24 protein-coding genes are annotated in these 26,217 nt (G+C 72.6%); 19 read left to right on the top strand and 5 right to left on the bottom strand.

Annotated elements, in window-relative coordinates; translation table 11 throughout:
• Positions 1 to 18 precede the first annotated feature (18 nt).
• Together ACWGJB_RS09575 and hemW are read left to right on the top strand one after the other, a co-directional pair.
• Positions 19 to 1,923 (top strand): SpoIIE family protein phosphatase, encoded by a 1,905-nt coding sequence (locus ACWGJB_RS09575; protein WP_453379641.1) that lies wholly within the window; start codon positions 19 to 21, stop codon positions 1,921 to 1,923.
• Positions 1,924 to 1,950: 27 nt separating this feature from the next.
• Positions 1,951 to 3,183 (top strand): radical SAM family heme chaperone HemW, encoded by a 1,233-nt coding sequence (gene hemW / locus ACWGJB_RS09570; RefSeq protein WP_453379640.1) that lies wholly within the window; start codon positions 1,951 to 1,953, stop codon positions 3,181 to 3,183.
• 17 nt (positions 3,184 to 3,200) lie between these two features.
• On the opposite strand, the gene ACWGJB_RS09565 is transcribed toward hemW, so the two are convergent.
• Together ACWGJB_RS09565 and ACWGJB_RS09560 are read right to left on the bottom strand one after the other, a co-directional pair.
• The gene (locus tag ACWGJB_RS09565) at positions 3,201 to 4,007 is read right to left on the bottom strand and encodes a DUF3097 domain-containing protein (RefSeq protein WP_453379639.1); all 807 of its coding nucleotides are present in this window, start codon (positions 4,005 to 4,007) and stop codon (positions 3,201 to 3,203) included.
• A 34-nt stretch (positions 4,008 to 4,041) separates the two neighbouring features.
• Positions 4,042 to 4,764 carry an MBL fold metallo-hydrolase gene (locus ACWGJB_RS09560; protein ID WP_453379638.1) on the bottom strand — a complete coding sequence of 241 codons (723 nt, stop codon included), beginning with the start codon at positions 4,762 to 4,764 and terminating at the stop codon, positions 4,042 to 4,044.
• Positions 4,765 to 4,927: 163 nt separating this feature from the next.
• Here ACWGJB_RS09560 and hrcA point away from each other — a divergent pair, with 163 nt between their 5' ends.
• From hrcA to ACWGJB_RS09510, 10 genes are all read left to right on the top strand, one after another.
• Positions 4,928 to 5,944, top strand: a complete 1,017-nt coding sequence (gene hrcA, locus ACWGJB_RS09555) for a heat-inducible transcriptional repressor HrcA (protein ID WP_453379637.1) — start codon at positions 4,928 to 4,930, stop codon at positions 5,942 to 5,944.
• A complete protein-coding gene (gene dnaJ, locus ACWGJB_RS09550; RefSeq protein WP_453379636.1) occupies positions 5,945 to 7,081 on the top strand; it encodes a molecular chaperone DnaJ in 1,137 nt (378 codons plus the stop codon).
• Positions 7,082 to 7,299: 218 nt separating this feature from the next.
• Positions 7,300 to 8,391 carry a nitronate monooxygenase gene (locus ACWGJB_RS09545; protein ID WP_453379635.1) on the top strand — a complete coding sequence of 364 codons (1,092 nt, stop codon included), beginning with the start codon at positions 7,300 to 7,302 and terminating at the stop codon, positions 8,389 to 8,391.
• Positions 8,388 to 9,146, top strand: a complete 759-nt coding sequence (locus ACWGJB_RS09540) for a 16S rRNA (uracil(1498)-N(3))-methyltransferase (protein ID WP_453379634.1) — start codon at positions 8,388 to 8,390, stop codon at positions 9,144 to 9,146. The genes ACWGJB_RS09545 and ACWGJB_RS09540 overlap by 4 nt, the downstream gene beginning before the upstream one ends.
• Before the next feature lie 29 nt (positions 9,147 to 9,175).
• Positions 9,176 to 9,568: a VOC family protein gene (locus tag ACWGJB_RS09535; RefSeq protein WP_450755534.1), complete on the top strand. Its 393-nt coding sequence runs from the start codon at positions 9,176 to 9,178 to the stop codon at positions 9,566 to 9,568.
• A 160-nt stretch (positions 9,569 to 9,728) separates the two neighbouring features.
• Positions 9,729 to 10,232: a hypothetical protein gene (locus tag ACWGJB_RS09530; protein WP_453379852.1), complete on the top strand. Its 504-nt coding sequence runs from the start codon at positions 9,729 to 9,731 to the stop codon at positions 10,230 to 10,232.
• 46 nt (positions 10,233 to 10,278) lie between these two features.
• On the top strand, positions 10,279 to 13,503 hold the full coding sequence (locus tag ACWGJB_RS09525) for a S41 family peptidase (RefSeq protein ID WP_453379633.1): 3,225 nt from the start codon (positions 10,279 to 10,281) through the stop codon (positions 13,501 to 13,503).
• 148 nt (positions 13,504 to 13,651) lie between these two features.
• A complete protein-coding gene (locus tag ACWGJB_RS09520) occupies positions 13,652 to 14,005 on the top strand; it encodes a histidine triad nucleotide-binding protein (RefSeq protein ID WP_453379632.1) in 354 nt (117 codons plus the stop codon).
• A gap of 6 nt (positions 14,006 to 14,011) precedes the next feature.
• Positions 14,012 to 14,917, top strand: a complete 906-nt coding sequence (locus ACWGJB_RS09515; RefSeq protein WP_453379631.1) for a ribonuclease Z — start codon at positions 14,012 to 14,014, stop codon at positions 14,915 to 14,917.
• A 20-nt stretch (positions 14,918 to 14,937) separates the two neighbouring features.
• Entirely contained in the window at positions 14,938 to 15,930 is a 993-nt protein-coding gene (locus tag ACWGJB_RS09510; RefSeq protein WP_453379630.1) for an adenosine deaminase, read from the top strand.
• On the opposite strand, the gene ACWGJB_RS09505 is transcribed toward ACWGJB_RS09510, so the two are convergent.
• Entirely contained in the window at positions 15,927 to 17,108 is a 1,182-nt protein-coding gene (locus ACWGJB_RS09505; RefSeq protein ID WP_453379629.1) for an MFS transporter, read from the bottom strand. The two genes, ACWGJB_RS09510 and ACWGJB_RS09505, sit on opposite strands and share 4 nt — an antisense overlap.
• Before the next feature lie 332 nt (positions 17,109 to 17,440).
• Positions 17,441 to 18,220: an IclR family transcriptional regulator gene (locus tag ACWGJB_RS09500; RefSeq protein WP_453379628.1), complete on the bottom strand. Its 780-nt coding sequence runs from the start codon at positions 18,218 to 18,220 to the stop codon at positions 17,441 to 17,443.
• A 153-nt stretch (positions 18,221 to 18,373) separates the two neighbouring features.
• On the opposite strand from ACWGJB_RS09500, the gene ACWGJB_RS09495 reads away from it, so the two are divergent.
• The 3 genes from ACWGJB_RS09495 to ACWGJB_RS09485 all read left to right on the top strand — a co-directional run bounded on the left by ACWGJB_RS09495 (position 18,374) and on the right by ACWGJB_RS09485 (position 21,828).
• Positions 18,374 to 19,270 (top strand): 5-dehydro-4-deoxyglucarate dehydratase, encoded by an 897-nt coding sequence (locus ACWGJB_RS09495; protein ID WP_453379851.1) that lies wholly within the window; start codon positions 18,374 to 18,376, stop codon positions 19,268 to 19,270.
• Complete coding sequence (locus tag ACWGJB_RS09490) at positions 19,267 to 20,556, top strand: glucarate dehydratase family protein (protein WP_453379627.1); 1,290 nt, start codon at positions 19,267 to 19,269, stop codon at positions 20,554 to 20,556. The genes ACWGJB_RS09495 and ACWGJB_RS09490 overlap by 4 nt, the downstream gene beginning before the upstream one ends.
• Before the next feature lie 96 nt (positions 20,557 to 20,652).
• Positions 20,653 to 21,828 (top strand): carbohydrate kinase family protein, encoded by a 1,176-nt coding sequence (locus ACWGJB_RS09485; RefSeq protein ID WP_453379850.1) that lies wholly within the window; start codon positions 20,653 to 20,655, stop codon positions 21,826 to 21,828.
• Between the two features lie 181 nt (positions 21,829 to 22,009).
• Here the strand turns inward: ACWGJB_RS09485 and ACWGJB_RS09480 are convergent, their stop codons facing one another.
• A complete protein-coding gene (locus tag ACWGJB_RS09480) occupies positions 22,010 to 22,699 on the bottom strand; it encodes an FAD binding domain-containing protein (protein WP_453379626.1) in 690 nt (229 codons plus the stop codon).
• A gap of 251 nt (positions 22,700 to 22,950) precedes the next feature.
• On the opposite strand from ACWGJB_RS09480, the gene ACWGJB_RS09475 reads away from it, so the two are divergent.
• From ACWGJB_RS09475 to ACWGJB_RS09460, 4 genes are read left to right on the top strand one after another with little or no spacing between them, the layout of a single operon-like run.
• On the top strand, positions 22,951 to 24,018 hold the full coding sequence (locus tag ACWGJB_RS09475; protein WP_453379625.1) for a PhoH family protein: 1,068 nt from the start codon (positions 22,951 to 22,953) through the stop codon (positions 24,016 to 24,018).
• Between the two features lie 14 nt (positions 24,019 to 24,032).
• Complete coding sequence (ybeY, locus tag ACWGJB_RS09470) at positions 24,033 to 24,530, top strand: rRNA maturation RNase YbeY (protein WP_351691360.1); 498 nt, start codon at positions 24,033 to 24,035, stop codon at positions 24,528 to 24,530.
• A gap of 18 nt (positions 24,531 to 24,548) precedes the next feature.
• Positions 24,549 to 25,850 carry a hemolysin family protein gene (locus tag ACWGJB_RS09465; protein ID WP_453379624.1) on the top strand — a complete coding sequence of 434 codons (1,302 nt, stop codon included), beginning with the start codon at positions 24,549 to 24,551 and terminating at the stop codon, positions 25,848 to 25,850.
• On the top strand, positions 25,847 to 26,206 hold the full coding sequence (locus tag ACWGJB_RS09460; RefSeq protein WP_453379623.1) for an MmcQ/YjbR family DNA-binding protein: 360 nt from the start codon (positions 25,847 to 25,849) through the stop codon (positions 26,204 to 26,206). Before ACWGJB_RS09465 ends, ACWGJB_RS09460 begins: the two co-directional genes overlap by 4 nt.
• The last annotated feature ends 11 nt before the right edge of the window (positions 26,207 to 26,217 follow it).

The raw sequence follows: 26,217 nt of genomic DNA, 5'->3' as shown, positions 1-26,217 counted from the left end.
CTGCTCGGGGAGCTCGACATGGGGGCCATACCCACGCAACGGGAGACCGTCTCCCGGGTCCGTGAGGCGCCTGCGCACGACGAGGCGCCCTCGCACGAGAACGCGGGCGCGTACGCGCAGGGGCGCGCGACCCTCCCCGGGAGCCCCCTCGCGCCGGGTTCCGCACGCGCGCTGGTACGCGCCTGCCTCGACGAGTGGACCGACTGCGGCCTGCTGGAGCCGGGACAGCGGGTCGCCGAGGACGCCATGGTCGTCGTCAGCGAACTCGTCACCAACGCCGTCGTGCACGCCGGCACCGGCGTCGAGGTCGACTGGTGGCTGGAGGAGGCGCGGCAGGAGACGGCGTTCGTCGTCGAGGTCACCGACCACCATCCCTCCCGCGCCCCGCGCGACCACCCGGGGGAGACGCCGTACGAGACCCCGGAGTACGGCCGCGGGCTGCGCCTGGTCGCCTCGCTCGCCGAGTCCTGGGGGGTCACCTACCGCGTCGGCGCGAAGACGGTGTGGGCGCGCCTGACCGGGCACGGTGGCACGCTCCCCGACGAGCCGGAGCTGAAGGTGGCCGAGATCCTCGCGCCCGACCCCCATCGCCCCGACCGGGACCGGGACTGGCTCGACCGGGGCGCGCTGTCCTTCCTCGCCGAGGCCTCCGACCTGCTCGCCGGACAGCTCGACGAGAACCTGGTGGCCGCGCTCGCCGGCCAGCTGATCGTGCCCCGGCTGGCCGACTGGTGCGCGGTGTGGCTGGAGGACGAGTCGACGGTGCGGTCCGGCGGCTGGGGTGACGCGAACGGCGCGGGCGGGCCGCGGCTGGCCCGGGTCTGGCACGGCAGCGAGAACCGCATCGAGGAACTGCGCCGTGCCCTGGAGAAGGACCCGCCGTGCGCGAAGGACGGCTTACGGTCCGGTCCCGAGCCGTATCCCTGGCCCGGCGAGGCGCTCGGCCCGCAGGCCGCCCACGGGTCGGCGCTCTCCTACCGGCTGATCGCGGGCGGCCGTCCGCTCGGCACGCTCGTGATCGGACGCTCCGGCCCGGCCGGTTTCCCCGACGAGATCACCGGCCTGGTCGAGGACTTCGGCCGCCGGGTCGCCCTCGCCATCGGGGCGGCCCGCCAGTACGCCCGCCAGGCCACCATCAGCGCCGTCCTCCAGCGCGGGCTGCTGCCCGGCGCGGTCGCCGAGATCCCGGGCGTGCGCAGCGCGCTGGTCTACGAGCCCTGCGACAAGGGCGGCCCCAGCGGTGACTTCTACGACCTCTTCCCGGCCGGCGACGGCCGCTGGTGCTTCGCCGTCGGCGACGTCCAGGGCAAGGGCCCCGAGGCCGCCGTCGTCATCGGCCTGGCCCGGCCCTGGCTGCGGCTGCTCGCCCGGGAGGGGTACCGGGTCGCCGACGTCCTCGACCGGCTCAACCAGCTCCTCCTCGACGACGCCACCGAGGCCGCCGACGCCGCCGCCCGCGCCCTGGTCGCCGGCGGCGGCCGTACCCTGCCGCCCGGCGACGGCCCGCAGACCCGTTTCCTCTCCCTCCTCTACGGCGAACTCACCCCCCTGGAAACGGGCGGTATCCGCTGCACCCTCGCCTCCGCGGGGCATCCGCTGCCGCTGCTCCTCGGCCCCGACGGCGCGGTCCGCACCGCCGCCCGGCCGCAGACCCTGCTCGGGGTCGTGGAGGACGAGACGTACACCAGCGAGACCATCGAGCTCGGGCCCGGCGACAGCCTGCTGTGCGTGACCGACGGGGTCACCGAGCGCCGCTCGGGCTCCCGGCAGTTCGACGACGGCGACGGGCTCGCACGGGCGCTCGCGGGCTGCACGGGCCTGAGCGCCGAGCTGATCGCCGAGCGCATCAGACGGCTCGTGCACGAGTTCGGCGGCGGGCCGCCGGAGGACGATCTGGCGCTGCTGGTCCTGCAGGCGGAGTAACCGGCGTCGTACGGGACAATGGAGGACATGCCTTCCGCACTTCCCGACGGCGAACCGGTCCCCGACGACGGCGCGCTCCCGGCGCACGCGCTGGCCGGTGCCGCCGACCGCCCCCTCGGGTTCTATCTCCACGTCCCCTACTGCGCGACTCGCTGCGGCTACTGCGACTTCAACACGTACACGGCGACCGAGCTGCGCGGCACCGGCGGTGTCCTCGCCTCCCGTGACAACTACGCGGACACCCTGATCGACGAGATCCGGCTGGCCCGCAAGGTTCTCGGCGACGACCCGCGCGAGGTCCGCACGGTGTTCGTGGGCGGGGGTACGCCGACGCTGCTGGCCGCCGGTGATCTGGTACGGATGCTGCACGCGATCCGCGACGAGTTCGGTCTGGCCGCCGACGCGGAGGTCACCACGGAGGCGAACCCGGAGTCCGTCGACCCCGCGTATCTGACGGCCCTGCGCGAGGGCGGCTTCAACCGGGTCTCCTTCGGCATGCAGAGCGCCCGGCAGCATGTGCTGCGCGTCCTGGACCGCACCCACACCCCGGGGCGTCCCGAGGCGTGCGTCGCGGAGGCCCGCGCGGCCGGCTTCGAGCACGTGAACCTGGATCTGATCTACGGCACGCCGGGCGAGTCCGACGACGACTGGCGGGCCTCGCTGGACGCGGCGCTCGGGGCCGGCCCCGACCATGTGTCGGCGTACGCGCTGATCGTCGAGGAGGGTACGCAGCTGGCCCGCCGGATCCGCCGGGGCGAGGTCCCGATGACCGACGACGACGTTCACGCGGACCGTTATCTGATCGCCGAGGAGATGCTGTCCGCGGCGGGCTTCGACTGGTACGAGGTGTCCAACTGGGCCACCTCCGAAGCCGCCCGCTGCCTGCACAACGAGCTGTACTGGCGGGGCGCCGACTGGTGGGGCGCGGGACCGGGCGCGCACGCGCACGTGGGCGGCGTGCGCTGGTGGAACGTCAAGCACCCGGGGGCGTACGCGGCGGCGCTGGCGTCGGGACGCTCGCCGGGGGCCGGGCGTGAGCTCCTCACCGACGAGGACCGCCGGGTGGAGCGGATCCTGCTGGAGCTGCGGCTGCGCGAGGGGGTGCCGCTGACGCTGCTGAAGGAGCAGGGGCTGGCGGCCGCGCGGCGGGCGCTGGGGGAGGGGCTGCTGGAGACCGGCCCCTACGAGGACGGGCGGGCCGTGCTGACACTGCGGGGGCGGCTGCTGGCGGACGCGGTGGTCAGGGACCTGGTGGACTGAGGGGGCCGGGGCGGGAGCTACGGAGCCGTCACGAAGTCGATCAGTTCCTCCACCCGCCCCAGCAGCTCCGGTTCCAGGTCCTTGTAGGACCCCACGCGGGCCAGGATCGCCTGCCACACCGCGCCCGTGTTGTCCGAGGGCCAGCCGAGGGCGCGGCACACACCCGTCTTCCAGTCCTGGCCGTGCGGGACGCGCGGCCACGCCTCGATGCCCACGGCGGCCGGTTTCACCGCCTCCCAGATGTCGATGTACGGGTGGCCGACCACCAGGGCGTGTTCGCTGGTGACCGACCGGGCGATGCGCCACTCCTTGGTGCCGGGGAGCAGGTGGTCCACCAGGACACCGAGGCGTGCGTCGGGGCCCGGTGCGAAATCGGCCACGATCGACGGGAGGTCGTCCACGCCCTCCAGGTACTCCACGACCACGCCCTCGACGCGCAGGTCGTCGCCCCAGACCTTCTCGACCAGTTCCGCGTCGTGGCGGCCCTCGACGTAGATACGGCCGGCGCGGGCCACGCGCGCGCGTGCGCCGGGCACGGCGACCGAACCGGAGGCGGTGCGCGCGGGACGTACGGGGCCGGCCGAGGCGGGACGTACGAGGGTGACGACCCGGCCCTCCAGGAGGAAGCCCCTCGGCTCCAGCGGGAAGACGCGGTGTTTGCCGAAGCGGTCCTCCAGCGTCACCGTGCCCGCCTCGCAGCGGATCACCGCGCCGCAGAAGCCGGTGCCGGGTTCCTCGACGACCAGGCCGGGTTCGGCGGCCACCTCCGGTGCCGGTTTCGGCTTCTTCCACGGCGGGGTCAGGTCGGCGGAGTACTGGCGCATTCGGATGACGATAGGAGAAGTGGCGGCGGCGTGGTCACGACACGCCGAAACGGGCGGCCAGGGCGTCGCGCTGCCGTCGTACGAAGGCCGCGTCCACCACCGCTCCGTGACCGGGCACGTACCGGGCGTCCTCGCCGCCGAGGGCGAGCAGCCGGTCCAGGGCGGCCGGCCAGCGGGACGGTACGGCGTCGGGACCTGCCTGAGGGTCGCCGGACTCCTCCACCAGGTCGCCGCAGAACACCACCGCCGGGTCGCCGGGGACGAGGACCGCGAGATCGTGGCGGGTGTGGCCGGGGCCCACGTCGGCCAGCAGGGCCCGGCGGCCGTCGCCGAGGTCGAGGGTCCACTCGCCGGAGACCGGGCGGCGGGGCAGGGGCAGCGCGTCGGCCGCCTCCTCGGCCTCCGGGGCCGGCAGGCCGTTGCGGACGGCGTCCAGGCGGAGTGCCTCGCGGCCGTGCGCGAAGACGGCCTCCGCGCCCGCCGCCGCGTACACGTCCGTGCCCGCGAACGCCGGGGTGCCGAAGACGTGGTCGAAGTGCGGATGGGTGAGCGCGAGATGGGTCACACGGCGTCCGGCCAGCCGCTGCGCCTGCCCGCGCAACCTCGCGCCCTCCGCCAGGCTCGACCCCGCGTCCACCATCAGGACCGGGCCCGCCCCGAGGACCAGCCCGGCCGTGCAGTCCCAGCCCGGCAGCCGGCACCGGCCGACCCCCTCGGCCACCCGCTCCCAGCCCAGCTCTTCCCAAGTCACCGTCACACCGCGACGCTAGCGGTAGAACGCCCCGGGTCCTCGCCGACCTTGCCCAGTCGGTACCCGACGGCCGTACACTGGGCCGGGGATGCTGGCACTCGGGCTCGCAGAGTGCCAGGCGAAAGACCCGAAAGGCCGCGGGGACGACTTTCTGGAGGTGTGGCGCTGGATGCTGAGTGAACGCAGGCTTCAGGTATTGCGCGCCATCGTCCAGGACTATGTCGGCACCGAGGAGCCGGTGGGGTCGAAGGCGCTGACCGAGCGGCACAACCTCGGTGTCTCCCCGGCGACGGTGCGCAACGACATGGCCGCCCTGGAGGACGAGGGGTACATCGCCCAGCCGCACACCAGCGCCGGGCGGATCCCGACCGACAAGGGCTACCGGCTGTTCGTCGACAAGCTCGCCGGTGTGAAGCCGATGAGCGCGCCCGAGCGGCGGGCCATCCAGAACTTCCTCGACGGCGCCGTCGACCTCGACGACGTCGTGGCGCGGACGGTGCGGCTGCTGGCGCAGCTGACACGGCAGGTCGCGGTCGTGCAGTATCCGTCGCTGACCCGGTCCACCGTGCGGCACGTGGAGCTGCTCGCGCTCGCGCCGGCCAGGCTGATGCTGGTGCTGATCACCGACACCGGGCGGGTCGAGCAGCGGATGGTCGACTGCCCGGCGCCCTTCGGGGAGTCGTCTCTGGCGGATCTGCGGGCGCGGCTCAACAGCCGGGTCGCCGGCCGCCGGTTCTCGGACGTGCCCCGGCTGGTGGAGGACCTGCCGGACGCCTTCGAGGCCGAGGACCGCGGTACGGTCTCGGCGGTGCTCTCCACCCTGCTGGAGACGCTCGTCGAGGAGAACGAGGAGCGGCTGATGATCGGCGGCACCGCCAATCTCACCCGCTTCGGACATGACTTTCCTCTCATGATCCGGCCCGTCCTGGAGGCCCTGGAGGAGCATGTCGTCCTCCTCAAGCTCATGGGCGAGGCGGGGGATTCGGGCATGACCGTACGCATCGGTCACGAGAACGCCTACGAGGGACTCAACTCCACGTCCGTGGTGTCGGTCGGCTACGGTTCGGGCGGCGAGGCAGTCGCCAAACTCGGCGTGGTCGGACCGACCCGCATGGATTATCCGGGAACGATGGGAGCGGTACGAGCGGTGGCACGGTACGTCGGACAGATCCTGGCGGAGTCGTAAGTGGCCACGGACTACTACGCCGTTCTCGGCGTGCGCCGCGACGCGTCGCAGGAAGAGATCAAGAAGGCCTTCCGTCGGCTCGCGCGCGAGCTGCACCCGGACGTCAACCCGGATCCGAAGACCCAGGAGCGGTTCAAGGAGATCAACGCCGCCTACGAGGTGCTCTCGGACCCGCAGAAGAAGCAGGTCTACGACCTCGGCGGCGATCCGCTCTCGCAGAGCGGCGGCGCGGGCGCGGGCGGCTTCGGGGCCGGTGGTTTCGGGAACTTCTCGGACATCATGGACGCGTTCTTCGGAACCGCGTCGCAGCGCGGCCCGCGGTCGCGCACCCGGCGCGGCCAGGACGCCATGATCCGGATCGAGATCGAGCTCGACGAGGCGGCCTTCGGTACGACCAAGGACATCCAGGTCGACACGGCGATCGTCTGCAACACCTGCAACGGTGAGGGCGCGGCGCCGGGCACCTCCGCCCAGACGTGTGACATGTGCCGCGGTCGCGGCGAGGTGTCGCAGGTGACCCGGTCCTTCCTGGGCCAGGTCATGACCTCGCGGCCCTGCCCGCAGTGCCAGGGCTTCGGTACGGTCGTGCCGACGCCGTGTCCGGAGTGCGCCGGTGACGGGCGGGTGCGGTCGCGGCGGACGCTGACCGTGAAGATCCCGGCCGGTGTCGACAACGGCACCCGGATCCAGCTCGCCGGCGAGGGCGAGGTCGGGCCCGGTGGCGGTCCGGCCGGCGACCTGTACGTCGAGATCCACGAGCTGCCGCACTCCACGTTCCAGCGGCGCGGCGACGACCTGCACTGCACGGTGACCATCCCGATGACGGCGGCCTCGCTCGGTACGAAGGTGCCGCTGGAGACGCTGGACGGGATGGAGGAGGTCGACATCCGGCCGGGCACGCAGTCCGGGCAGTCGATCCCGCTGCACGGGCGCGGTGTCACGCATCTGCGCGGCGGCGGCCGGGGCGACCTGATCGTCCACGTCGAGGTGACGACCCCGACCAAGCTCGACCCCGAGCAGGAGCGCCTGCTGCGCGAGCTGGCGAAGCTGCGCGGCGAGGAACGGCCGACGGGGCAGTTCCAGCCGGGTCAGCAGGGTCTGTTCTCTCGGTTGAAGGATGCGTTCAACGGTCGCTGACGCGCGCTGCGGGAGCTGCTGGGGGTCCGGGGGTCGGCCCCCGGGTGGGCACAGTCAGCCGGGTCAGCAGGGTCTGTTCTCTCGTTTGAAGGACGCGTTCAACGGGCGGTGACGGCTCGCCGGGCAGCGGCGCCGCCCCTTCGGCCCGGAAATATCTGGCATGTGCCAAAGGGACGGCCCGATTCGGTCTTGTTCGGAGGACGTGACAACATGCCGTCATGTCCTCCGCACTGACCGATCTCTTCCCGCTTCCGATCGTGCAGGCCCCGATGGCGGGCGGGGTTTCCGTGCCGCAGCTCGCCGCCGCCGTGTCCGAGGCGGGCGGGCTGGGGTTCCTGGCCGCCGGGTACAAGACCGCCGACGGGATGTACCAGGAGATCAAGCAGCTGCGCGGACTGACCGGCCGCCCCTTCGGGATGAACCTCTTCATGCCGCAGCCGGAGCACGCCGAGTCCGGCGCGGTCGAGGTGTACGCGCATCAGCTGGCCGGTGAGGCCGCCTGGTACGAGACCGAGCTCGGCGACCCGGACAGCGGCCGGGACGACGGGTACGACGCGAAGCTCGCCGTACTCCTCGACAACCCGGTGGCCGCGGTCTCCTTCCACTTCGGTGTGCCGAGTCCCGAGGCACTGGACGCCCTGCGCCGGGCGGGGACCCTCACCCTCGTCACCGCCACCACCGCCGAGGAGGCCCTCGCCGTCGAGCGGGCCGGCGCCGACGCGGTGATCGCCCAGGGTGTGGAGGCCGGCGGACACCAGGGCACCCACCGGGACGTGCCGGAGAACGACGGCTCCGGGATCGGCCTGCTGTCGCTGGTCGCGCAGATACGCGAGACCGTGAGCATCCCGGTTGTCGCCGCGGGCGGCATCATGCGCGGCAGCCAGATCGCCGCCGTGCTCGCCGCGGGGGCGAGCGCGGCCCAGCTGGGCACCGCCTTCCTCGCCACTCCCGAGTCGGGCGCCGCCGACCCGCACAAGCGGGCGCTGACGGACCCGCTGTTCACCCGGACCGCGCTGACCCGGGCGTTCTCCGGGCGGCCCGCCCGTGGCCTGGTCAACCGCTTCATGCGCGAGCACGGCCCGTACGCGCCCGCCGCCTACCCCGAGGTCCACCACCTCACCTCCCCGCTGCGCAAGGCCGCCGCCAGGGCCGGGGACGCGCAGGGCATGGCCCTGTGGGCCGGGCAGGGGCACCGGATGGCCCGCCCGCTGCCCGCCGGGCAGCTGGTGGAGATCCTCGCGACGGAACTCGCCGCCGCGTCGACAGCGTTGTCGGGCAAGGGCGAAGGGTACGAGAGGGACGGGCGATGACCGCCCCGGTGTTCGTGCTCGACCCGCTGGTGGTGCCCGACCACTCCGGCGGCGAGGTCGTCCTGGACGGCCCCGAGGGCAGGCACGCCGTCTCCGTGAAGCGGCTGCAGCCCGGTGAGGACGTCATCCTCACCGACGGGCGCGGACGCTGGAGCGAGGGCGTCGTCAGGGCCGCCGAGGGCAAGGACCGGCTCGTCGTGACGGACCTGGAGACCCTCCACGAGGAACCACTCCCGCAGCCCCGCATCACCGTCGTCCAGGCGCTGCCCAAGGGCGACCGCGGCGAGGTCGCCGTGGAGACCATGACCGAGGTCGGCGTCGACCGGATCGTGCCCTGGCAGGCCGCCCGCTGCATCACCCAGTGGAAGGGCGACCGGGGCCTGAAGTCCCTCGCCAAGTGGCGGGCCACCGCCCGCGAGGCCGGCAAGCAGTCCCGCCGGGTGCGCTTCCCGGAGATCGCGGACGCGGCGACCACCAGGCAGGTCGCCGCACTTCTCGCCGGCGCCGCGCTGGCCGCCGTACTCCACTCCGACTTCGAGCACGGCAGCGAGCCGCTCGCCGCCGCCCAACTGCCCGCCGAGGGCGAGATCGTGCTGGTCGTCGGGCCCGAAGGGGGCGTCGCCCGGGACGAGGTGGCGCTCTTCGAGGAGGCGGGCGCCAAGGCCTACACCCTGGGGCCTACCGTGATGCGCACATCGACCGCCGGGACCGCGGCCGCGGCCCTGCTCCTCGGCCGTACCGGCCGGTGGTCCTGACCCGTACGACACCACAGGGGGAACGCGCCGTGGAACTCGCCCAAGTCCGGCTCCTGGTCTCCGACTTCGCCGCCTGCTACCGCTTCTACGCCGAAGTGCTCGGGCTGAAGCCGCAGTCGGGGGCGAGCGAGGGGCCGTACGAGAAGTTCAGTCCGCACGCCGGGTCGGCGGGGATAGCCCTGCAGGACCGGGCCATGATGGCCGAGGTGCTGGGCGAGCTGGGGGACACCGCGACCGGGCACCGATCGCTGGTGGTGCTGCGCGTGGACGACCTGGACGCCTACTGCGAGCAGATCGCCGCCCGGGGCGCGGTCCTGGTGCACGGGCCGGCGCCGATGACGGAACGCATGCGCGTCGCCCACCTCAAGGACCCGGAGGGCAACCTGGTGGAACTCCAGGAGTGGCTGCTGCTGCGCACCTGAGGAGCCCGTCCGTCCGCCTCCAGGGGGACGACTCCGAACACGTGAGTGGCCGCATGCCCCCTACCGTCACGGGCGCGACGGTGGCAGGCTGCCCTCCATGGGGGCATTGAGGCCGATTTGGCGACGGCCGCTCGTGACGCGACGGCCGCGCCTGACCAGGGTGGCGGCCGTGGCGGGGCTCGCCGTGATCGCCGTGGGCGGTGCGGTGGGCTGCCGGGCGTCCGACCTGAACTCCGCGACCGTCGCGTACACCACCGACCGGACCGCCACCGCCGAGCTGAAACGGCAGCACGTCGACGTCAGCTGGCTCACCTGCACCGGCAACTACGGCTCGTCGGCCCCGAGGACGCCCTCGGCGTCCGAGACCACCGCCGTCTCCGTGGACTGCCGGGGCCGCACCAAGGACGGCCGGGACATCACCGTCACCGGACGGGTCACCAAGGCGGTCAGCGGCGCCTGTGTGCGCGGGAACCTGGTCGCGAAGGTGGGCGGCAAGGAGTGGTTCCGGGTGAAGGGCCTCGGCAACTGCGACGCCACACCCGGACCGGCGTACAGCACCTACCGGCCGCCCACCTACGGACAGCAGCCGGGCCCCACCGTGACGGTGACGCGGACCGTCTGGTGCCAGAGCGACCCCAAGTGCCGGCCGGTCCAGGGCAAGTGATCGAAATCGGCCACCGCGATCGTGCCTCGATGCATAGGCTGAGCGGGTGACTCAGGGTGCAGCGACAGGACCGCGGTCCTACCTCCGATTTCCCCATGTCCACGGCGACCTGGTCGCCTTCACCGCCGAGGACGACGTGTGGCTCGCGCCCCTGGACGGCGGCCGGGCCTGGCGGGTCAGCGCCGACAACGTCCCCGTGACGCTGCCGCGTATCTCGCCCGACGGGACCACGGTCGCCTGGACCTCCACCCGCGACGGCGCTCCCGAGGTGCACGTCGCCCCGGTCGACGGCGGCTCGGCCACCCGCCTGACGCACTGGGGGAGTTCCCGCACCCAGGTGCGCGGCTGGACCGCCGACGGACAGGTCCTGGCGATCAGCACCTACGGACAGTCCAGCCTCCGGCGCAGCTGGGCCCGGACCGTCCCGCTCGACGGCGGCCCGTCCACCGTCCTGCCGTACGGCCCGGTCGGCCATGTCGCCTTCGGGCCGCGCACCGTGCTGCTGTCCGCGCCGATGGGCCGGGAGGCGGCCTGGTGGAAGCGGTACCGGGGCGGTACGGCGGGCAAGTTGTGGATCGACCGGGACGTCCACGACGGGGAAGGCGCGGGGGAGTTCGTACGGCTGCACGAGGAGCTGGACGGGAACCTCGAACACCCCGTCTGGGCCGGGGACCGGATCGCCTTCCTCTCCGACCACGAGGGGACGGGCGCGCTGTACTCGTCCCTCGCCGACGGTTCCGACCTGCGCCGGCACACCCCGCTCGACGGCTTCTACGCCCGGCACGCGGCCGGTGACGGCACCCGGGTCGTCTACGCCTCGGCCGGTGAACTCTGGCTCCTCGACGACCTGGAGGGCGCCGAGCCGCGCCGGCTGGACATCCGGCTCGGCGGGGCCCGGGTGGACCGGCAGCCGGGGCCGGTCAACGCGGCCCGCTGGTTCAGTTCCGCCTCGCCCGACCACACCGCGCGCGGCAGCGCCGTCCTGGTGCGCGGCGGGGTGCACTGGGTGACCCACCGGTCGGGCCCGGCCCGCGCGCTGGCCGCCCAGCCCGGGGTGCGCGCCCGGCTGCCCGTCACCTTCCGCTCGGACGCGGAGGAGTGGGTGGTGTGGGTGACGGACGCCGAGGGCGACGACGCCCTGGAGTTCGCGCCCGCCACCGGTCCGGTGCCCGGCTCCACCCCGCGCCGGCTCGCCGCCGGGCAGCTCGGCAGGGTCCTGGACCTCGCCGTCGCCCCCGACGGCGGCCGGGTCGCGGTCGCCGCGCACGACGGACGGCTGCTCCTCGTCGAACGCGAGACCGGCGAGGTGCGCGAGGTCGACCGCAGCGAGGACGGCGACGTGTCGGGTCTCGCCTTCTCGCCCGACTCCGGCTGGCTGGCCTGGTCCCACCCCGGGGCCGGCGGGCTCGCCCAGCTCCGTGTCGCCCACACCACCGACCTCACCGTCACCGAGGCGACCCCGCTGCGCTTCCAGGACTACGACCCCGTCTTCACCCGCGACGGCAAGCACCTCGCCTTCCTCTCCACCCGCTCCTTCGACCCGGTCTACGACGAGCACGTCTTCGACCTGGCCTTCGTGGTCGGCGACCGGCCGCACCTGATCACCCTGGCCGCGACCACCCCCTCGCCGTTCGGCCCGCAGCGGCACGGCCGGCCCTTCGAGGTGCCCGACAAGGACGAGACCCCGGACGCCGAGGGCACCCCCGCCACCCGGATCGACCTGGAGGGCCTCGCCGACCGGATCGTGCCCTTCCCCGTCGAGGCCGGCCGCTACTCCGGGCTGCGCGCCGCCAAGGACGGCGTCCTGTGGCTGCGCCACCCGGTGCGCGGTGTGCTCGGCGCCTCCCGCGCCCACCCGGAGGACTCCGACCCCAAGACCGAGCTGGAGCGCTACGACCTCGCCCAGCAGCGCATCGAGTACCTCTCCTCCGACGCCGACCACTTCGAGGTCAGCGGCGACGGCAAACGCGTCCTGCTGTGGGCCGACGGCAAGCTCAAGGTCGTACCCAGCGACCGTCGTGCCTCGAACGACGACGACAGCGACACCAACATCACCGTCGACCTGTCGCGGGTCCGGCAGATCCTCGACCCGGCCGCCGAGTGGCGGCAGATGTTCGACGAGACCGGCCGCATCATGCGGGACCAGTTCTGGCGGCCGGACCTCGGCGGCGTCGACTGGAACGGCGTCCTGGACCGCTACCGTCCGCTCGTCGAGCAGGTCGCCACCCACGACGACCTGGTCGACCTGCTCTGGGAGGTCCAGGGCGAACTGGGCACCTCGCACGCCTACGTCATCCCGCGCGGCGGCCACGGCAACGGCCCCCGCCAGGGCCTGCTCGGCGCCGACATCTCCCGTCATCCGGACGGCAGTTGGCGCATCGACCGGATCCTGCCCGCCGAGACCTCCGACCCCGGCGCCCGCTCCCCGCTCGCCGCACCCGGCGTCGCGGTACGCCCCGGCGACGCGGTCGTGGCCGTCGCGGGCCGCCCCGTCGACCCGGTGACCGGACCCGGCCCGCTGCTGGTCGGCACGGCCGGCAAGGCGATCGAACTGACCGTGTCCCCGGCGGGCGGCGGCGAGTTGCGGCACCCGGTGGTCGTCCCGGTCGCGGACGAGGAGCCGCTGCGCTACCACGCGTGGGTGGCCGACCGCCGGGCCCATGTGCACGAACTCTCCGGCGGCCGCCTCGGCTACCTCCACGTGCCGGACATGCAGGCACCCGGCTGGGCCCAGATCCACCGCGACCTGAGCGTGGAGATGGCCCGCGAGGGCATCGTCGTGGACGTCCGGGAGAACCGCGGCGGGCACACCTCGCAGCTCGTCGTGGAGAAACTGGCCCGCCGGATCGTCGGCTGGGACCTGCCGCGCGGCATGCGCCCGTTCAGCTACCCGAGGGACGCGCCCCGGGGCCCGGTGGTCGTCGTCGCGAACGAGTTCTCCGGCTCGGACGGGGACATCGTCAACGCGGCGATCAAGGCGCTCGGCATCGGCCCGGTGGTCGGCACCCGCACCTGGGGCGGCGTGATCGGCATCGACAGCCGCTACCGCCTGGTCGACGGCACGCTGGTCACCCAGCCGAAGTACGCGTTCTGGCTGGAGGGCTACGGCTGGGGCGTGGAGAACCACGGCGTCGACCCCGACGTGGAGGTCGTACAGGCCCCCCAGGACTGGGCCACGGGCCGGGATCCCCAACTGGACGAGGCGGTACGGATAGCGCTGGAGGCACTGGAGACGACGCCTGCGAAGGTGCCGCCGACGCTGCCGATCTGACGAGGGGCGCCAGGTCCCACCCGAGGGGCGCGGGGCCGTGCCGACGTGCGGCTCCGCCGCGTGGGCGCGCTCAGCCCCCACCGGACGAGTACCCGACGGCGATACGATGCCCCGGAAGATCGATCACGGTGCCGAGGAAGGAAACCGCATGCCAGGGGAACCCCAGGACGACTGCCTGTTCTGCAAGATCGTCGCAGGCCACGTCCCCGCGACGATCGTCCGGGAGACGGACACCACCGTCGCCTTCCGGGACATAAACCCCCAGGCACCCACCCACGTCCTGGTGATCCCCAAGGTCCACTACAAGAACGCGGCCGAGCTCGCCGCAGGCGAACCCGCCGTGGCCGCCGACATACTGCGCGAGGCGCAGGCCGTCGCCGACGAGGACAAGCTGGAGAGCTACCGCATCGTCTTCAACACCGGCAGCGGCGCCGGCCAGACCGTCTGGCACACCCACGCGCACATCATCGGCGGCCGTGGCCTGCAGTGGCCGCCCGGGTAAGTCGTCGTGTCCGTCCGTGAACTGGTGGTCCTCGGCACCGCCAGCCAGGTTCCCACCCGGCACCGCAACCACAACGGCTACCTGCTGCGCTGGGACGGCGAGGGCATCCTCTTCGACCCCGGCGAGGGCACCCAGCGGCAGATGCTGCGGGCCGGGGTCGCCGCACACGACCTCAACCGGATCTGCGTCACCCACTTCCACGGCGACCACTCCCTCGGTCTCGCCGGCGTCATCCAGCGCATCAACCTCGACAAGGTTCCGCACCCGGTCACCGCGCACTACCCGAAGTCCGGCCGGCGGTTCTTCGACCGGCTCCGGTACGCCACCGCCTACCGGGAGACCGTCGGCATCACCGAGGCCCCGGTCGATGTGGACGGCGACCTCGCCGTGACCTCGTCGTACACGCTCCAGGCCAGGAAGCTGTCCCACCCGGTCGAGTCCTACGGCTACCGGCTGGTCGAGCCCGACGGCCGCCGCATGCTGCCCGACCGGCTCGCCGCGCACGGCATCAAGGGCCCGGACGTCGGCCGTCTCCAGCGCGACGGCGTCCTCGGGGACGTCACCCTCGACCGGGTCAGCGAGGTGCGACGCGGACAGCGGTTCGCGTTCGTGATGGACACCCGGCTCTGCGACGGCGTGCACGCGCTCGCCGAGGGCTGCGACATGCTGGTCATCGAGTCCACGTTCCTCGACGAGGACGCCGAACTCGCCGCGGAGCACGGCCATCTGACCGCCGGACAGGCGGCGGCCGTCGCACGGGACGCGGGGGTACGGCACCTCGTGCTGACCCACTTCAGCCAGCGCTACTCCGAACCCGAGGAATTCGAGCGGCAGGCGCGGGCTGCCGGATACCAGGAGGAGCTGACCGTGGCACGGGATCTGCTCCGAGTGCCGGTTCCGAAGCGCAGGTGAAACGGCCGTACCATGCTCTGATGCCTCTCCCCAAAGCTGAACTGCACCTCCACATCGAAGGCACCCTGGAACCGGAGCTGGCGTTCCGGCTCGCCGCCCGCAACGGCGTCCAGCTGCCGTACGCGGACACCGACACCCTCCGCGCGGCCTACCAGTTCAAGGATCTCCAGTCCTTCCTGAACCTGTACTACGAGCTCATGGCCGTCCTGCGCACCGAGCAGGACTTCGAGGACCTCGCGAACGCCTATCTGGCCCGGGCCGCCGCGCAGGGTGTGCGGCACGCCGAGATCTTCTTCGACCCGCAGGCGCACATCGCCCGGGGCGTGCCCCTGGGCACGGTCGTGGACGGCCTGTGGCGGGCACTCGGCCGAAGCGTCGAGAACCACGGGATCTCCACCCGGCTGATCATGTGCTTCCTGCGGGACGAGTCCGCCGACTCGGCGCTGGAGACGCTGGAGGCCGCGCGGCCGCACCTCGACCGGATCATCGGGATCGGGCTGGACTCGGCCGAGGTCGGGCATCCGCCGGCCAAGTTCCGCGAGGTGTACGAGGCCGCCGCCGACCTCGGGCTGCGGCGCGTGGCGCACGCCGGTGAGGAGGGGCCGCCCGCCTACATCACCGAGGCACTGGACGTGCTCGGCGTGGAGCGCGTCGACCACGGGCTGCGCTGCATGGAGGACCCCGACCTGGTCGCCCGTCTGGTGCGGGAGCGGATCCCGCTGACGCTGTGCCCGCTGTCGAACGTGCGGCTGCGCGCGGTCGACGTGCTCGCCGAGCACCCGCTGCCGGCGATGCTCGACGCGGGCCTGCTGTGCACGGTCAACTCCGACGACCCGGCCTACTTCGGGGGTTACGTCGCCGACAACTACCACGCCGTGCACGACGCCCTGGGCCTGTCCAGGGAGCAGATGCGGGAACTGGCCCGCAACTCCTTCCTCGCGTCCTTCCTGGAGGACGACGAGGAGCTGCGGGCCCGGTACCTCGCAGAGGTGGACGCCTACGAGTTCGGCTAGGCGGCGACGTCCAGCCGTACCGTCTCGTCGGTGAGGGCCGAGTAGGTCGTGACGGTGGTGGTCCTGCGCCGCAGCGCCACCGCCGTCAGCGGGACCGCGACCGCCAGCAGGCCCACCGCCAGGACCATCCCCATCGCCGGGAAACCGGCCCGGGCCGACAGCAGGCTGCCCGTCATCGGGCCGACGGCCGTCCCCAGCGACGACGCCGACCCGACCAGCACCGCCCAGCGGCCCCGGGGGTCCAGGGCGGCGGCCAGGCCGATGACGTACGACAGGACGACCGGGTACAGCAGGTTCCAGGCGATCTCGCCGGACGCGAACGTCGTCAGGTCCGTGGCGGAGGCGCTGAGCGCGATGCAGCTGGCGATCAGCACGGTGCCGAGACCGATCGGCAGGGCCTGCCCGAGCCGCGGGCCGAGCGCGCCCGCGCCGACCACGCCCAGCAGGCCGGCGCCGAGGGCCACCGCGAACACCACGCCGACGGTCACCTCGCTCAGGTGCGCCTGCGTCAGGCCGATCCGGCCGCTCACGCCCCACAGCGAGTTCTGCGCGGCCGACCAGCAGGGCATCGCGGCGGCCAGCAGCAGACCCGAGCGCAGGTGCGGGAGACGGGAGCCGGTGACCGGGCGGGGCAGGCCCGGGGCGGTGCGGGGGGACAGCCGGGCGGTGAGCGGCCAGACCGCCAGCGCGGTGAGCGCGATCGCGGCGAGCGGCTGTGCATGGCCGGGGCCGAGGTGCGGGACCGTCAGATAGACGGCGCCCGCGAGGGCGGAGACGCCTAGCAGGCCGAGGGTGGTGGCGCGGTGCGGATCCCGATGCCCGGCGATGCCGGTGGCGGCCACCGCGGTGACCGTGCCGGAGCCGAAGCCGCCGACCACCGCGCCGGCCACGACCGCCGGGACGTGGGTGGTGAGGGCGGCGCCGCCGTAACCGAGGACGGCGAGCAGGAGGCCGGCGCGGGCGAGGGTGCGGGGGCCGATGCGGTCCACGCGGGACGCCAGCAGGAAGCCGGCCGCCGCGGAACTCAGCAGCAGGGCAGTGCCGATGGCACCTGCCTGGGTGGCGGAGATCGGAAGCCCCGATTCGAGCCTGCCGACGGTGGTCGGGAGCAGGTAGGGGGCGAGATACCCGGCCGTGAAAAGGGCGACGAGGGGCCAGGGGGTGGTGCGGGCGAACACGGGCGTTCCCAGGGCATGCGAAAGGACCGACGGAGGAGGGGGGTTGGGCGCAGGCCGTCGACGGACAGGAACGCGCGGGCAATTTGTATCAAGTGGGGGAGGCCGGAAGAAGGGCGGGGGGTGTGATGTGGGTCATGTTCGGTTTCGGGTGTGAGGGGAGGGGTAGGAGCGCCGCGCGCCGTAGGGGTTCTGTGCGAGGGCGGGTGCGGCTGAGTGGTGGGCTGATCGCGCCCACGCGGCGGAGCCGCATATCGATACAGCCCCGCGCCCCTGGGTTGGCTGCGGAGCTGCTTGCTGAGGCGTTGCCGCGCCCCTGGATGGAGGCGGTGCCGTCAGCGCCAGTTGACCGTGCCGCCAGGGGGCGTTGCCGACTCGATTCTCGAGCGGATCTCTTCCATCACCGTCACGATCTCCGCCTCGTGGTCCGGGGTCAGGCGGGTCACCGGTACCGAGCAGCTGATCGCGTCCTGGGGCGGGGTGTCGTACCGCAGGGCGAAGCCGAAGCCGATGATGCCGGTGACGCCTTCCTCCCGGTCGATCGAGTAGCCGCGGGTGCGGATCTCGGCGAGGTCGGCGGTGAGGGACTCGCGGGTGGTGTGGGAGTTGGGGGTCAGGGGCTCGTACGGGCCCTCGGGGAGCTCCTCGGCGGGGCGTTCCGCGAGGAGCGCCTTGCCCAGGGCGCCCGCGTGGGCCGGCAGCCGTCGGCCCACCCTGCTGATCGTGCGCAGGTATTCGTGTGACTCCCGTGTCGCCAGATACGCCACGTTCGGGCCGTCCAGGCGGGCCAGGTGGATCGTCTCGCCCAGCTTCTGCGACGCCTCGTCCAGGTACGGGCGTACGAGGCGGACGCGTGGGTCGGAGTCCAGGTAGGTCGTGCCGGTCAGCAGGGTGCGGATGCCGACGCCGTAGAGGGAGCCGGTCGTGTCGGTGCGTACCCAGCCCCTCGTGATCAGCGTCTGGAGCAGGGCGTACATCGAGCTGCGCGGGACGCCGAGTTCGTCCGCCAGCTCCTGGAGGCGGGCCGGGCGGTCACCGCGGGCCGCCAGGAGCTCCAGCAGCTCCACCGTGCGCGCCGCGGACTTCACCTCGCGGACGCCTGCTGTCTCGGACATGTGCAAATCGTAAGGGGGTGGGGGCGGTGTGCGCCGTTGACGGGGGGTGTTCGCATATCTAGTCTTGGTTTTTATACGTGGATGATGTCTACATAGGGAGATGAATTCGTGGCCGGACAGCCGGAGGACGTGGTGCGGAGGCTGCGGGACGGGATGGCGGGCGGGGTGCTGTCGTTCCCGCTCACCGCCTTTCACGCCGACGGGTCCCTGGACGTGGACGGATTCCGGGAGTACGTCGGAGGACAGCTGGCCGCGGGGCCCGGTGCGCTCTTCCCGGCCTGCGGGACGGGCGAGTTCTTCTCGCTGGACGAGGACGAGTACCGGCAGGTCGTGGCCGTCGCCGTCGAGGAGGCCGGTGGCCGGGTGCCGGTGGTCGCCGGGGTGGGGTACGGCTGGGCGCAGGCCGTGCGGTTCGCCCGGGTCGCCGAGGAGGCCGGCGCCGACGCCCTGCTCGTGCTGCCGCACTACCTGGTCGCCGCCCCGCAGGACGGGCTGGTCGCGCAGCTGGAGCAGATCGCGGCCCGCACGTCCCTTCCGCTCATCGCCTACCAGCGCGGACAGGTCGCCTTCACAGCCGACTCGTTGACGCGTATCGCCGGTATCCCCGGCGTGATCGGGCTCAAGGACGGGCACAGCGACCTGGACCGGCTCCAGCGGCTCACCCTCGCCGCCCCGGAGGGCTTCCTCTTCTTCAACGGCGCCGCCACCGCCGAGATCCAGGCCCGCGCCTACGCCACCGTCGGCGTCCCCGCCTACTCCTCCGCCGTGCACGCCTTCGCCCCCGAGATCGCCGACGCCTTCTTCGCCGCCCTCGACGCCGGCGACCACGGCACGGTCGACAAGCTGCTGCGCGACTTCTACGTGCCGTTCGTCGAACTCCGCGACCGCGTCCCCGGATACGCCGTGTCCCTCGTCAAGGCGGCGGCCCGGCTGCGCGGCCGCCCCGTCGGCCCGGTGCGCGCCCCGCTCACCGACCCCTCGGCCGCCCACCTCGCCGACCTCAAGACCGTGCTGGCCACCGGACTCGACCTCGTAGGAGCGTCCCTGTGAACCTCACGATCACCGACGTCCGCCTGGCGCCGGTCCTGGTCGCCGACCCGCCGCTGCTGAACACGCAGGGCGTGCACCAGCCGTACACGCCCCGGCTGATCGTGGAGGTGGAGACCGCCGACGGGGTGGTCGGCCTCGGCGAGACCTACGGCGACACCAAGTACCTGGAGCCGGCCCGGCGGTTCGCCGAGCGGCTGCGCGGGCGCCAGGTCAGTGATCTGAACGGGCTGTTCACCGTCGCCGACCAGGTAGCCGTGGACGCGGCCCGGGTCTCCGGACAGGTCGACGTCGGCGGGCTGCGCGGTGTCCAGACCGCCGACAAGCTGCGGCTGTCCGTGGTCTCCGGCTTCGAGGTCGCCTGCCTGGACGCGCTCGGCAAGGCGCTCGGGCTGCCCGTGCACGCCCTGCTCGGCGGGAAGGTCCGCAACGCGGTCGAGTACAGCGCGTATCTCTTCTACAAGTGGGCCGCCCACCCGGAGGGTGTGCCGGCGGAGCCGGACGACTGGGGGGCCGCGCTCGACCCGGCCGGGGTGGTGGCGCAGGCCCGCCGCTTCACGGAGCGGTACGGCTTCACCTCCTTCAAGCTCAAGGGCGGGGTCTTCCCGCCCGAGGAGGAGATCGCGGCCGTCCGGGCACTGGCGGAGGCGTTCCCCGGACATCCGCTGCGCCTCGACCCCAACGGCGCATGGTCCGTCGAGACCTCCCTGAAGGTCGCGAAGGAACTCGGGGACGTCCTTGAGTACCTGGAGGACCCGGCGCTCGGCACCCCGGCCATGGCCGAGGTCGCCGCGGGCACCGACGTGCCGCTCGCCACCAACATGTGCGTGACGACCTTCGGCGAGATCCAGGAGGCGTTCACCCGCGGTGCCGTCCAGGTCGTCCTCTCCGACCACCACTACTGGGGCGGGCTGCGCAACACCCAGCAACTGGCCGCCGTCTGCCGCACCTTCGGTGTCGGCGTCTCCATGCACTCCAACACCCACCTCGGGATCAGCCTGGCCGCGATGACCCACGTGGCCGCGACCGTCCCCGATCTCCACCACGCCTGCGACTCCCACTACCCCTGGCAGTCCGAGGACGTCCTCACCGAACGGCTCGTCTTCGAGGACGGCCGGGTCGCCGTCTCCGACGCGCCGGGCCTGGGGGTCGAGCTGGACCGGGAGCGGCTGCGGGCGCTGCACCAGCGCTGGCTGGACGACGACGGGACGTTCCGCGACCGCGACGACGCGGCCGCGATGCGGGTGGCCGAGCCGGGGTGGACCACACCGGCCGTGCCGCGCTGGTAGCGGCGCTCGTTCGGGCGGTCGTACGGCGAGAGCCGTCGCCGCCGTCCCGGCATGGTGCAGACTGGCCGGATCCGCACCACGTCCAGGGAGCGCACCGTGACCGCGTCCAACGCGTTCGCCGGAGAGGAACCGGAGTACCTCGACGACGACAGAGGAGCAACGACACCGCACTGCGCCGCGCAGGTAGACCCGCTGGCCGGCCTGCGCACGCCGGACGATCCGCCCTGGGACGTCTACCTCACCGGCACCGTCTTCCTCGACATCATCTTCACCGGCCTGCACTCCGCCCCCGTGCGCGGCACCGAGTCCTGGGCCCGGGGCATGGGCTCCAGCCCCGGCGGTATCGCCAACATGGCCACCGCCCTCGCCCGGCTCGGCCTGAAGACCTCCCTCGCGGCGGCCTTCGGCGACGACCACTACGGCGAGTACTGCTGGGACGCCCTCGAACAGGGCGAGGGCATCGACCTCTCCCCGTCGCGGACCGTGCGCGGCTGGCACTCGCCGGTCACCGTGTCCATGGCCTACGAGGGCGAGCGGACCATGGTCTCGCACGGCCACGAGCCGCCCGCCGACACGCTGTTCCGGCAGCAGAACGCCCCCGGCCACCCGGCCCACGCCCGTGCCGCCGTCGCCTCCCTCACGCCCGGCAAACGCAACCCCTGGATCGCCAAGGCCGCCGCCGAGGGCACCCGGATCTTCGCCGACGTCGGCTGGGACGACACCGGCGCGTGGGACCTGGCGGGCCTGGCCGACCTGGAGCATTGCGAGGCATTCCTGCCGAACGCGGAGGAGGCGCGGCGGTACACCGGCGCGGACTGCCCGCGGGCCGCCGCGCATGCCCTCACCGAGTACGTGCCCCTCGCCGTCGTCACCCTCGGGGCCGAGGGGGCCTATGCCGTCGACGGGCGGACCGGGGAGTCCGCGGAGGTGCCGGCGATCGCCGTGGAGGCCCTCGACCCGACCGGTGCGGGTGATGTCTTCGTCGCCGGGTTCGTCACCGGCACGCTCGCGGACTGGCCGCTGGCCGACCGCCTCGCCTTCGCGGGCCTCACGGCGGCGCTCTCCGTCCAGGAGTTCGGCGGCTCCCTGTCCGCGCCCGGCTGGTCGGAGATCGGGGCGTGGTGGCGCAAGGTCCAGTCGGTGCCGGGCCAGGACCGGGCGGCGCTGCGGCGATACGCGTTCCTGGAGGGCCTGGTGCCGGAGGAGGACCAGGTGAGGCCGTGGCCCCTGCGGAGGGCGGTGCCGACGATCGGGTTCGGGCGCGCGGGGTGACTGCCGAGGTTGCGGGTGAGTGGGGGCTGGGGCGGGGGGTTTCGCTTACGGCGCCGGCACGCCTGCCCGCAGCTGGGTAGCTGAAAGGGGGCGGCTGGGCAGTGCCCCGCAAGGGGCGCGGGGAACTGCGCGACAAGCCCCCACCGGCCCGCAGCCGAACGACGGCCGCCACCACCCGCACCTACTCCCCGAGCACCTCGGCAACCTGCTTCCGCACCAGTTCCCGCCCCGCCTCCGACACCCCCGACAACGCACCGGCGAACAGTTCCTCCACCCCGCCCCCGTCGGCCCCCACACTCCCGCCGCTCACCGCATACCCCTCCCGTACCGCGACCCTCAGCACACCCTCCGTGTCCACCGCCGCCGCGGCGATCGTCGGTACCTCGCCGCCCCCCGGGTCCGCGACCTTCGCGTACGCCCCCTTCGCCGGCTCCCGCCAGCGCAGCGCCAGCAGCACCGGCGCCTTCACCTCCACCTCGGACAGGTCCACCTCGTCCACCCCGTCCGCCGTGAGCACCTCGGCCCACGCGTCCAGCACGATCGCCGCCGGCAGCAGATCCCGCAGGCTCGAGCCGGCGATGTTCCCGCCCACCGTCGCCGTCCGGCGCACCGACCCCGTGCCGACCCCCTTCGCCGCCTTCCGCAGCACCTCCGGAACCCGGTCGTCCACCTGGTGCAGAAGCACCGCACCCCCCAGGACGCCGTCCCCGATCGCCGTCGCCTCCGGCACCTTCCGCAGGGACACCGCCTGTTCCGGGAAGCCGTCCCGCTGCCAGACGGCCCAGATGAGGGTCGCACCGCCGACGGGTATCGCCCCCTCGGCCAGGCATTCCCGGGCCTCGGACACCGACGTGGGCAGACGCAGCAGCACGGCTACCTGCTTTCTGAACGGACAGGTGGCGTGGAGCGAACGCGGCCCCCCGGCCACGCATGGCAGTGACGGCCCGGATTCTGCCCCGGCGCACCGGAGCGCATGTAGGGCTCACGGCTGCAATGGGGGCGCCTTCCGCTGTGAAAAGGCCTACGGCGTTGTCAGCCCCGCGTCGTACGCTTGGTATCGCGAGGCCGCCCTCAGCTACGCGGCCGTGAAGAGGAGGAACCGCAGGCCTTAAGCGCCGGCCCATGACTCAGACACCCACAGCTCACACTCCCGCGCAGCAGCAGGCCCGAGCTCAGTTCGAGGTTCCCGCCCAGCACCCGATGGTCACCGTGCTGGGATCCGGCGACTCCCTGCTGCGCGTGATCGAGAAGGCCTTCCCGGCGGCCGACATCCATGTCCGGGGCAATGAGATCAGCGCGGTCGGCGATGCCCGTGAAGTCGCCATCGTCCAGCGCCTGTTCGACGAGATGATGCTGGTGCTCCGCACCGGGCAGCCGATGACGGAGGACGCAGTGGAACGCTCGATCGCCATGTTGCGGGCGAGTGAGAACGGGGAGGGCCCGGAGGAGACCCCGGCCCAGGTTCTGACACAGAACATCCTGTCCTCGCGCGGCCGCACCATCCGCCCCAAGACCCTCAACCAGAAGCGGTACGTCGACGCGATCGACAAGCACACGATCGTCTTCGGCATCGGCCCCGCCGGTACCGGCAAGACCTATCTGGCCATGGCCAAGGCGGTGCAGGCCCTGCAGTCCAAGCAGGTCAACCGCATCATCCTGACCCGGCCGGCGGTCGAGGCGGGCGAGCGCCTCGGCTTCCTGCCGGGCACGCTCTACGAGAAGATCGACCCGTACCTGCGCCCGCTGTACGACGCGCTGCACGACATGCTCGACCCGGACTCGATCCCGCGCCTGATGGCGGCCGGGACGATCGAGGTGGCGCCGCTGGCGTACATGCGCGGCCGTACGCTCAACGACGCCTTCATCATTCTCGACGAGGCCCAGAACACCTCGCCCGAGCAGATGAAGATGTTCCTCACCCGGCTCGGCTTCGAGTCGAAGATCGTGATCACGGGTGACGTCACCCAGGTCGACCTGCCCAACGGGACCAAGTCCGGTCTGCGCCAGGTGCAGGACATCCTGGAAGGCGTGGAGGATGTGCACTTCTCCCGGCTGACGTCCCACGATGTCGTACGGCACAAGCTGGTGGGCCGTATCGTCGACGCGTACGAGCAGTACGACAGCACGCACGGCACGGAGAACGGCTCGCACCAGGGCGGCCGCTCGAAGTCCGGGCACAAGGGGAAGTAGACAAGCACAGCGCCATGTCGATCGACGTCAACAACGAGTCCGGAACCGAGGTCGACGAGCAGGCGATCCTCGACATCGCCCGCTACGCCCTCGCACGGATGCGCATCCACCCGCTCTCCGAGCTCTCGGTGATCGTCGTGGACGCCGACGCCATGGAGCAGCTGCACATCCAGTGGATGGACCTGCCCGGGCCGACCGATGTCATGTCCTTCCCGATGGACGAGCTGCGGCCGCCGTCGAAGGACGAGGACGAGCCGCCGCAGGGGCTGCTCGGCGACATCGTGCTCTGCCCGGAGGTCGCCGCGAAGCAGGGTGCCGAGGCCGACACCCAGCACTCCATGGACGAGGAGCTCCAGCTGCTCACCGTCCATGGCGTGCTGCACCTGCTCGGCTACGACCACGAGGAGCCCGACGAGAAGGCCGAGATGTTCGGTCTGCAGGCGGCCATCGTGGACGGCTGGCGGGGGGAGAAGGGCCTGACCGGCCCCTCCCCGGCGCCGACGGTCTCGTAACCGGGTGGTCGTCCATCTATGAGTCCGCAGATCGTCGCCGGAGCGATCGCCCTGGTCGTCGTGGCGTGGCTGGCCGCCTGCGCCGAGGCCGGTATCGCCCGCGTCTCCAGCTTCCGTGCCGAGGAGGCCGTGAAGTCCGGGCGGCGCGGCAGCGCCAAGCTCGCCCAGATCGCCGCCGACCCCACCCGCTACCTCAATGTGGCGCTGCTGGTCCGCGTCGCCTGCGAGATGGCCGCCGCGGCCCTGGTCACCTACGCCTGCCTCCAGGAGATCCCGACCACCTGGGAGGCGCTGCTCGCCGCGATCGGCGTGATGGTGCTCGTGTCGTACGTCGCCGTCGGCGTCTCCCCGCGCACCATCGGCCGCCAGCACCCGCTGAACACGGCCACGGCCGCCGCCTACGTGCTGCTGCCGCTGGCCAGGATCATGGGCCCGATCCCGTATCTCCTCATTCTCATCGGCAACGCCCTCACCCCGGGCAAGGGCTTCCGGCGCGGCCCGTTCGCCTCCGAGGCCGAACTGCGCGCCCTGGTCGACCTCGCGGAGAAGGAGTCCCTGATCGAGGACGAGGAGCGCCGGATGGTGCACTCGGTCTTCGAACTCGGTGACACGCTCGTCCGCGAAGTCATGGTGCCCCGCACCGACCTGGTGGTCATCGAGCGGTACAAGACCATCCGCCAGGCCCTGACGCTGGCGTTGCGCTCGGGCTTCTCGCGCATCCCCGTCACCGGGGAGAGCGAGGACGACATGGTCGGCATCGTGTATCTCAAGGACCTGGTCCGCAAGACGCACATCAGCCGGGACGCCGAGTCCGACCTGGTCTCCACCGCCATGCGGCCCGCGTTCTTCGTGCCCGACACCAAGAACGCCGGCGACCTGCTGCGCGAGATGCAGAAGGAACGCAACCACGTCGCCGTCGTCATCGACGAGTACGGCGGCACGGCCGGGATCGTCACCATCGAGGACATCCTGGAGGAGATCGTCGGCGAGATCACCGACGAGTACGACCGGGAACTCCCGCCGGTCACCGACCTCGGCGACGACCGCTACCGGGTCACCGCCCGCCTCGACATCACCGACCTCGGCGAGCTGTACGGCCTTGAGGAGTACGACGACGAGGACGTGGAGACCGTCGGCGGACTGCTCGCCAAGGCGCTCGGCCGGGTACCCATCGCGGGGGCCGCCGCCCAGGTCGAACTCCCCGACGGACGGAAACTGGCCCTGACCGCGGAGGCCGCCGCCGGACGCCGGAACAAGATCGTGACGGTGCTGGTGGAGCCGGTGCCGGTGGCCGACGACCCCGAGGACGAGCCCGAGTGACCCCCGACCGGCTGCGCGCCTTCTGCCTCTCCTTCAACGCGGCGGAGGAGGACTTCCCGTTCAACCCGGACATCTCGGTCTTCAAGGTCCTCGGCAAGATGTTCGCGCTGAGCTGGATGGACGCCCGCCCGCTCAAGGTCAACCTCAAGTGCGACCCCGACGACGCGGTCCGGCTGCGCGCCGACCACGAGGGCCTGATCATCCCCGGCTACCACATGAACAAGCGCCACTGGAACACCGTGACCGTGGACGGCGACCTCCCCGACCGGCTGGTGAAAGAGCTGATCGAGGACTCGTACGACCTCGTCGTGGCCGGCCTGCCGAGAGCGGAGCGGCTGCGGCTCGACCGGGCGTGACGCGGCGGCCG

This window comes from Streptomyces sp. NPDC054813 (genome assembly GCF_053611365.1).
The sequence above is the reverse complement of the archived record's forward strand: the minus strand, read 5'-3'. Positions and strand labels throughout refer to the sequence as shown.

Bases quoted from the DNA above. Each gene is read 5' to 3' on its own strand.
- ACWGJB_RS09565 (WP_453379639.1), bottom strand. From the start codon at position 4,007: ATGCGCCAGTACTCCGCCGACCTGACCCCGCCGTGGAAGAAGCCGAAA.
- ACWGJB_RS09510 (WP_453379630.1), top strand. From the start codon at position 14,938: ATGCCTCTCCCCAAAGCTGAACTGCACCTCCACATCGAAGGCACCCTG.
- ACWGJB_RS09500 (WP_453379628.1), bottom strand. From the start codon at position 18,220: ATGTCCGAGACAGCAGGCGTCCGCGAGGTGAAGTCCGCGGCGCGCACG.
- hemW (WP_453379640.1), top strand. From the start codon at position 1,951: ATGCCTTCCGCACTTCCCGACGGCGAACCGGTCCCCGACGACGGCGCG.
- ACWGJB_RS09475 (WP_453379625.1), top strand. From the start codon at position 22,951: ATGACTCAGACACCCACAGCTCACACTCCCGCGCAGCAGCAGGCCCGA.
- hrcA (WP_453379637.1), top strand. From the start codon at position 4,928: ATGCTGAGTGAACGCAGGCTTCAGGTATTGCGCGCCATCGTCCAGGAC.
- ACWGJB_RS09540 (WP_453379634.1), top strand. From the start codon at position 8,388: ATGACCGCCCCGGTGTTCGTGCTCGACCCGCTGGTGGTGCCCGACCAC.
- ACWGJB_RS09575 (WP_453379641.1), top strand. From the start codon at position 19: ATGGGGGCCATACCCACGCAACGGGAGACCGTCTCCCGGGTCCGTGAG.
- ACWGJB_RS09545 (WP_453379635.1), top strand. From the start codon at position 7,300: ATGTCCTCCGCACTGACCGATCTCTTCCCGCTTCCGATCGTGCAGGCC.
- ACWGJB_RS09465 (WP_453379624.1), top strand. From the start codon at position 24,549: ATGAGTCCGCAGATCGTCGCCGGAGCGATCGCCCTGGTCGTCGTGGCG.
- ACWGJB_RS09520 (WP_453379632.1), top strand. From the start codon at position 13,652: ATGCCAGGGGAACCCCAGGACGACTGCCTGTTCTGCAAGATCGTCGCA.
- ybeY (WP_351691360.1), top strand. From the start codon at position 24,033: ATGTCGATCGACGTCAACAACGAGTCCGGAACCGAGGTCGACGAGCAG.
- ACWGJB_RS09495 (WP_453379851.1), top strand. From the start codon at position 18,374: ATGGCGGGCGGGGTGCTGTCGTTCCCGCTCACCGCCTTTCACGCCGAC.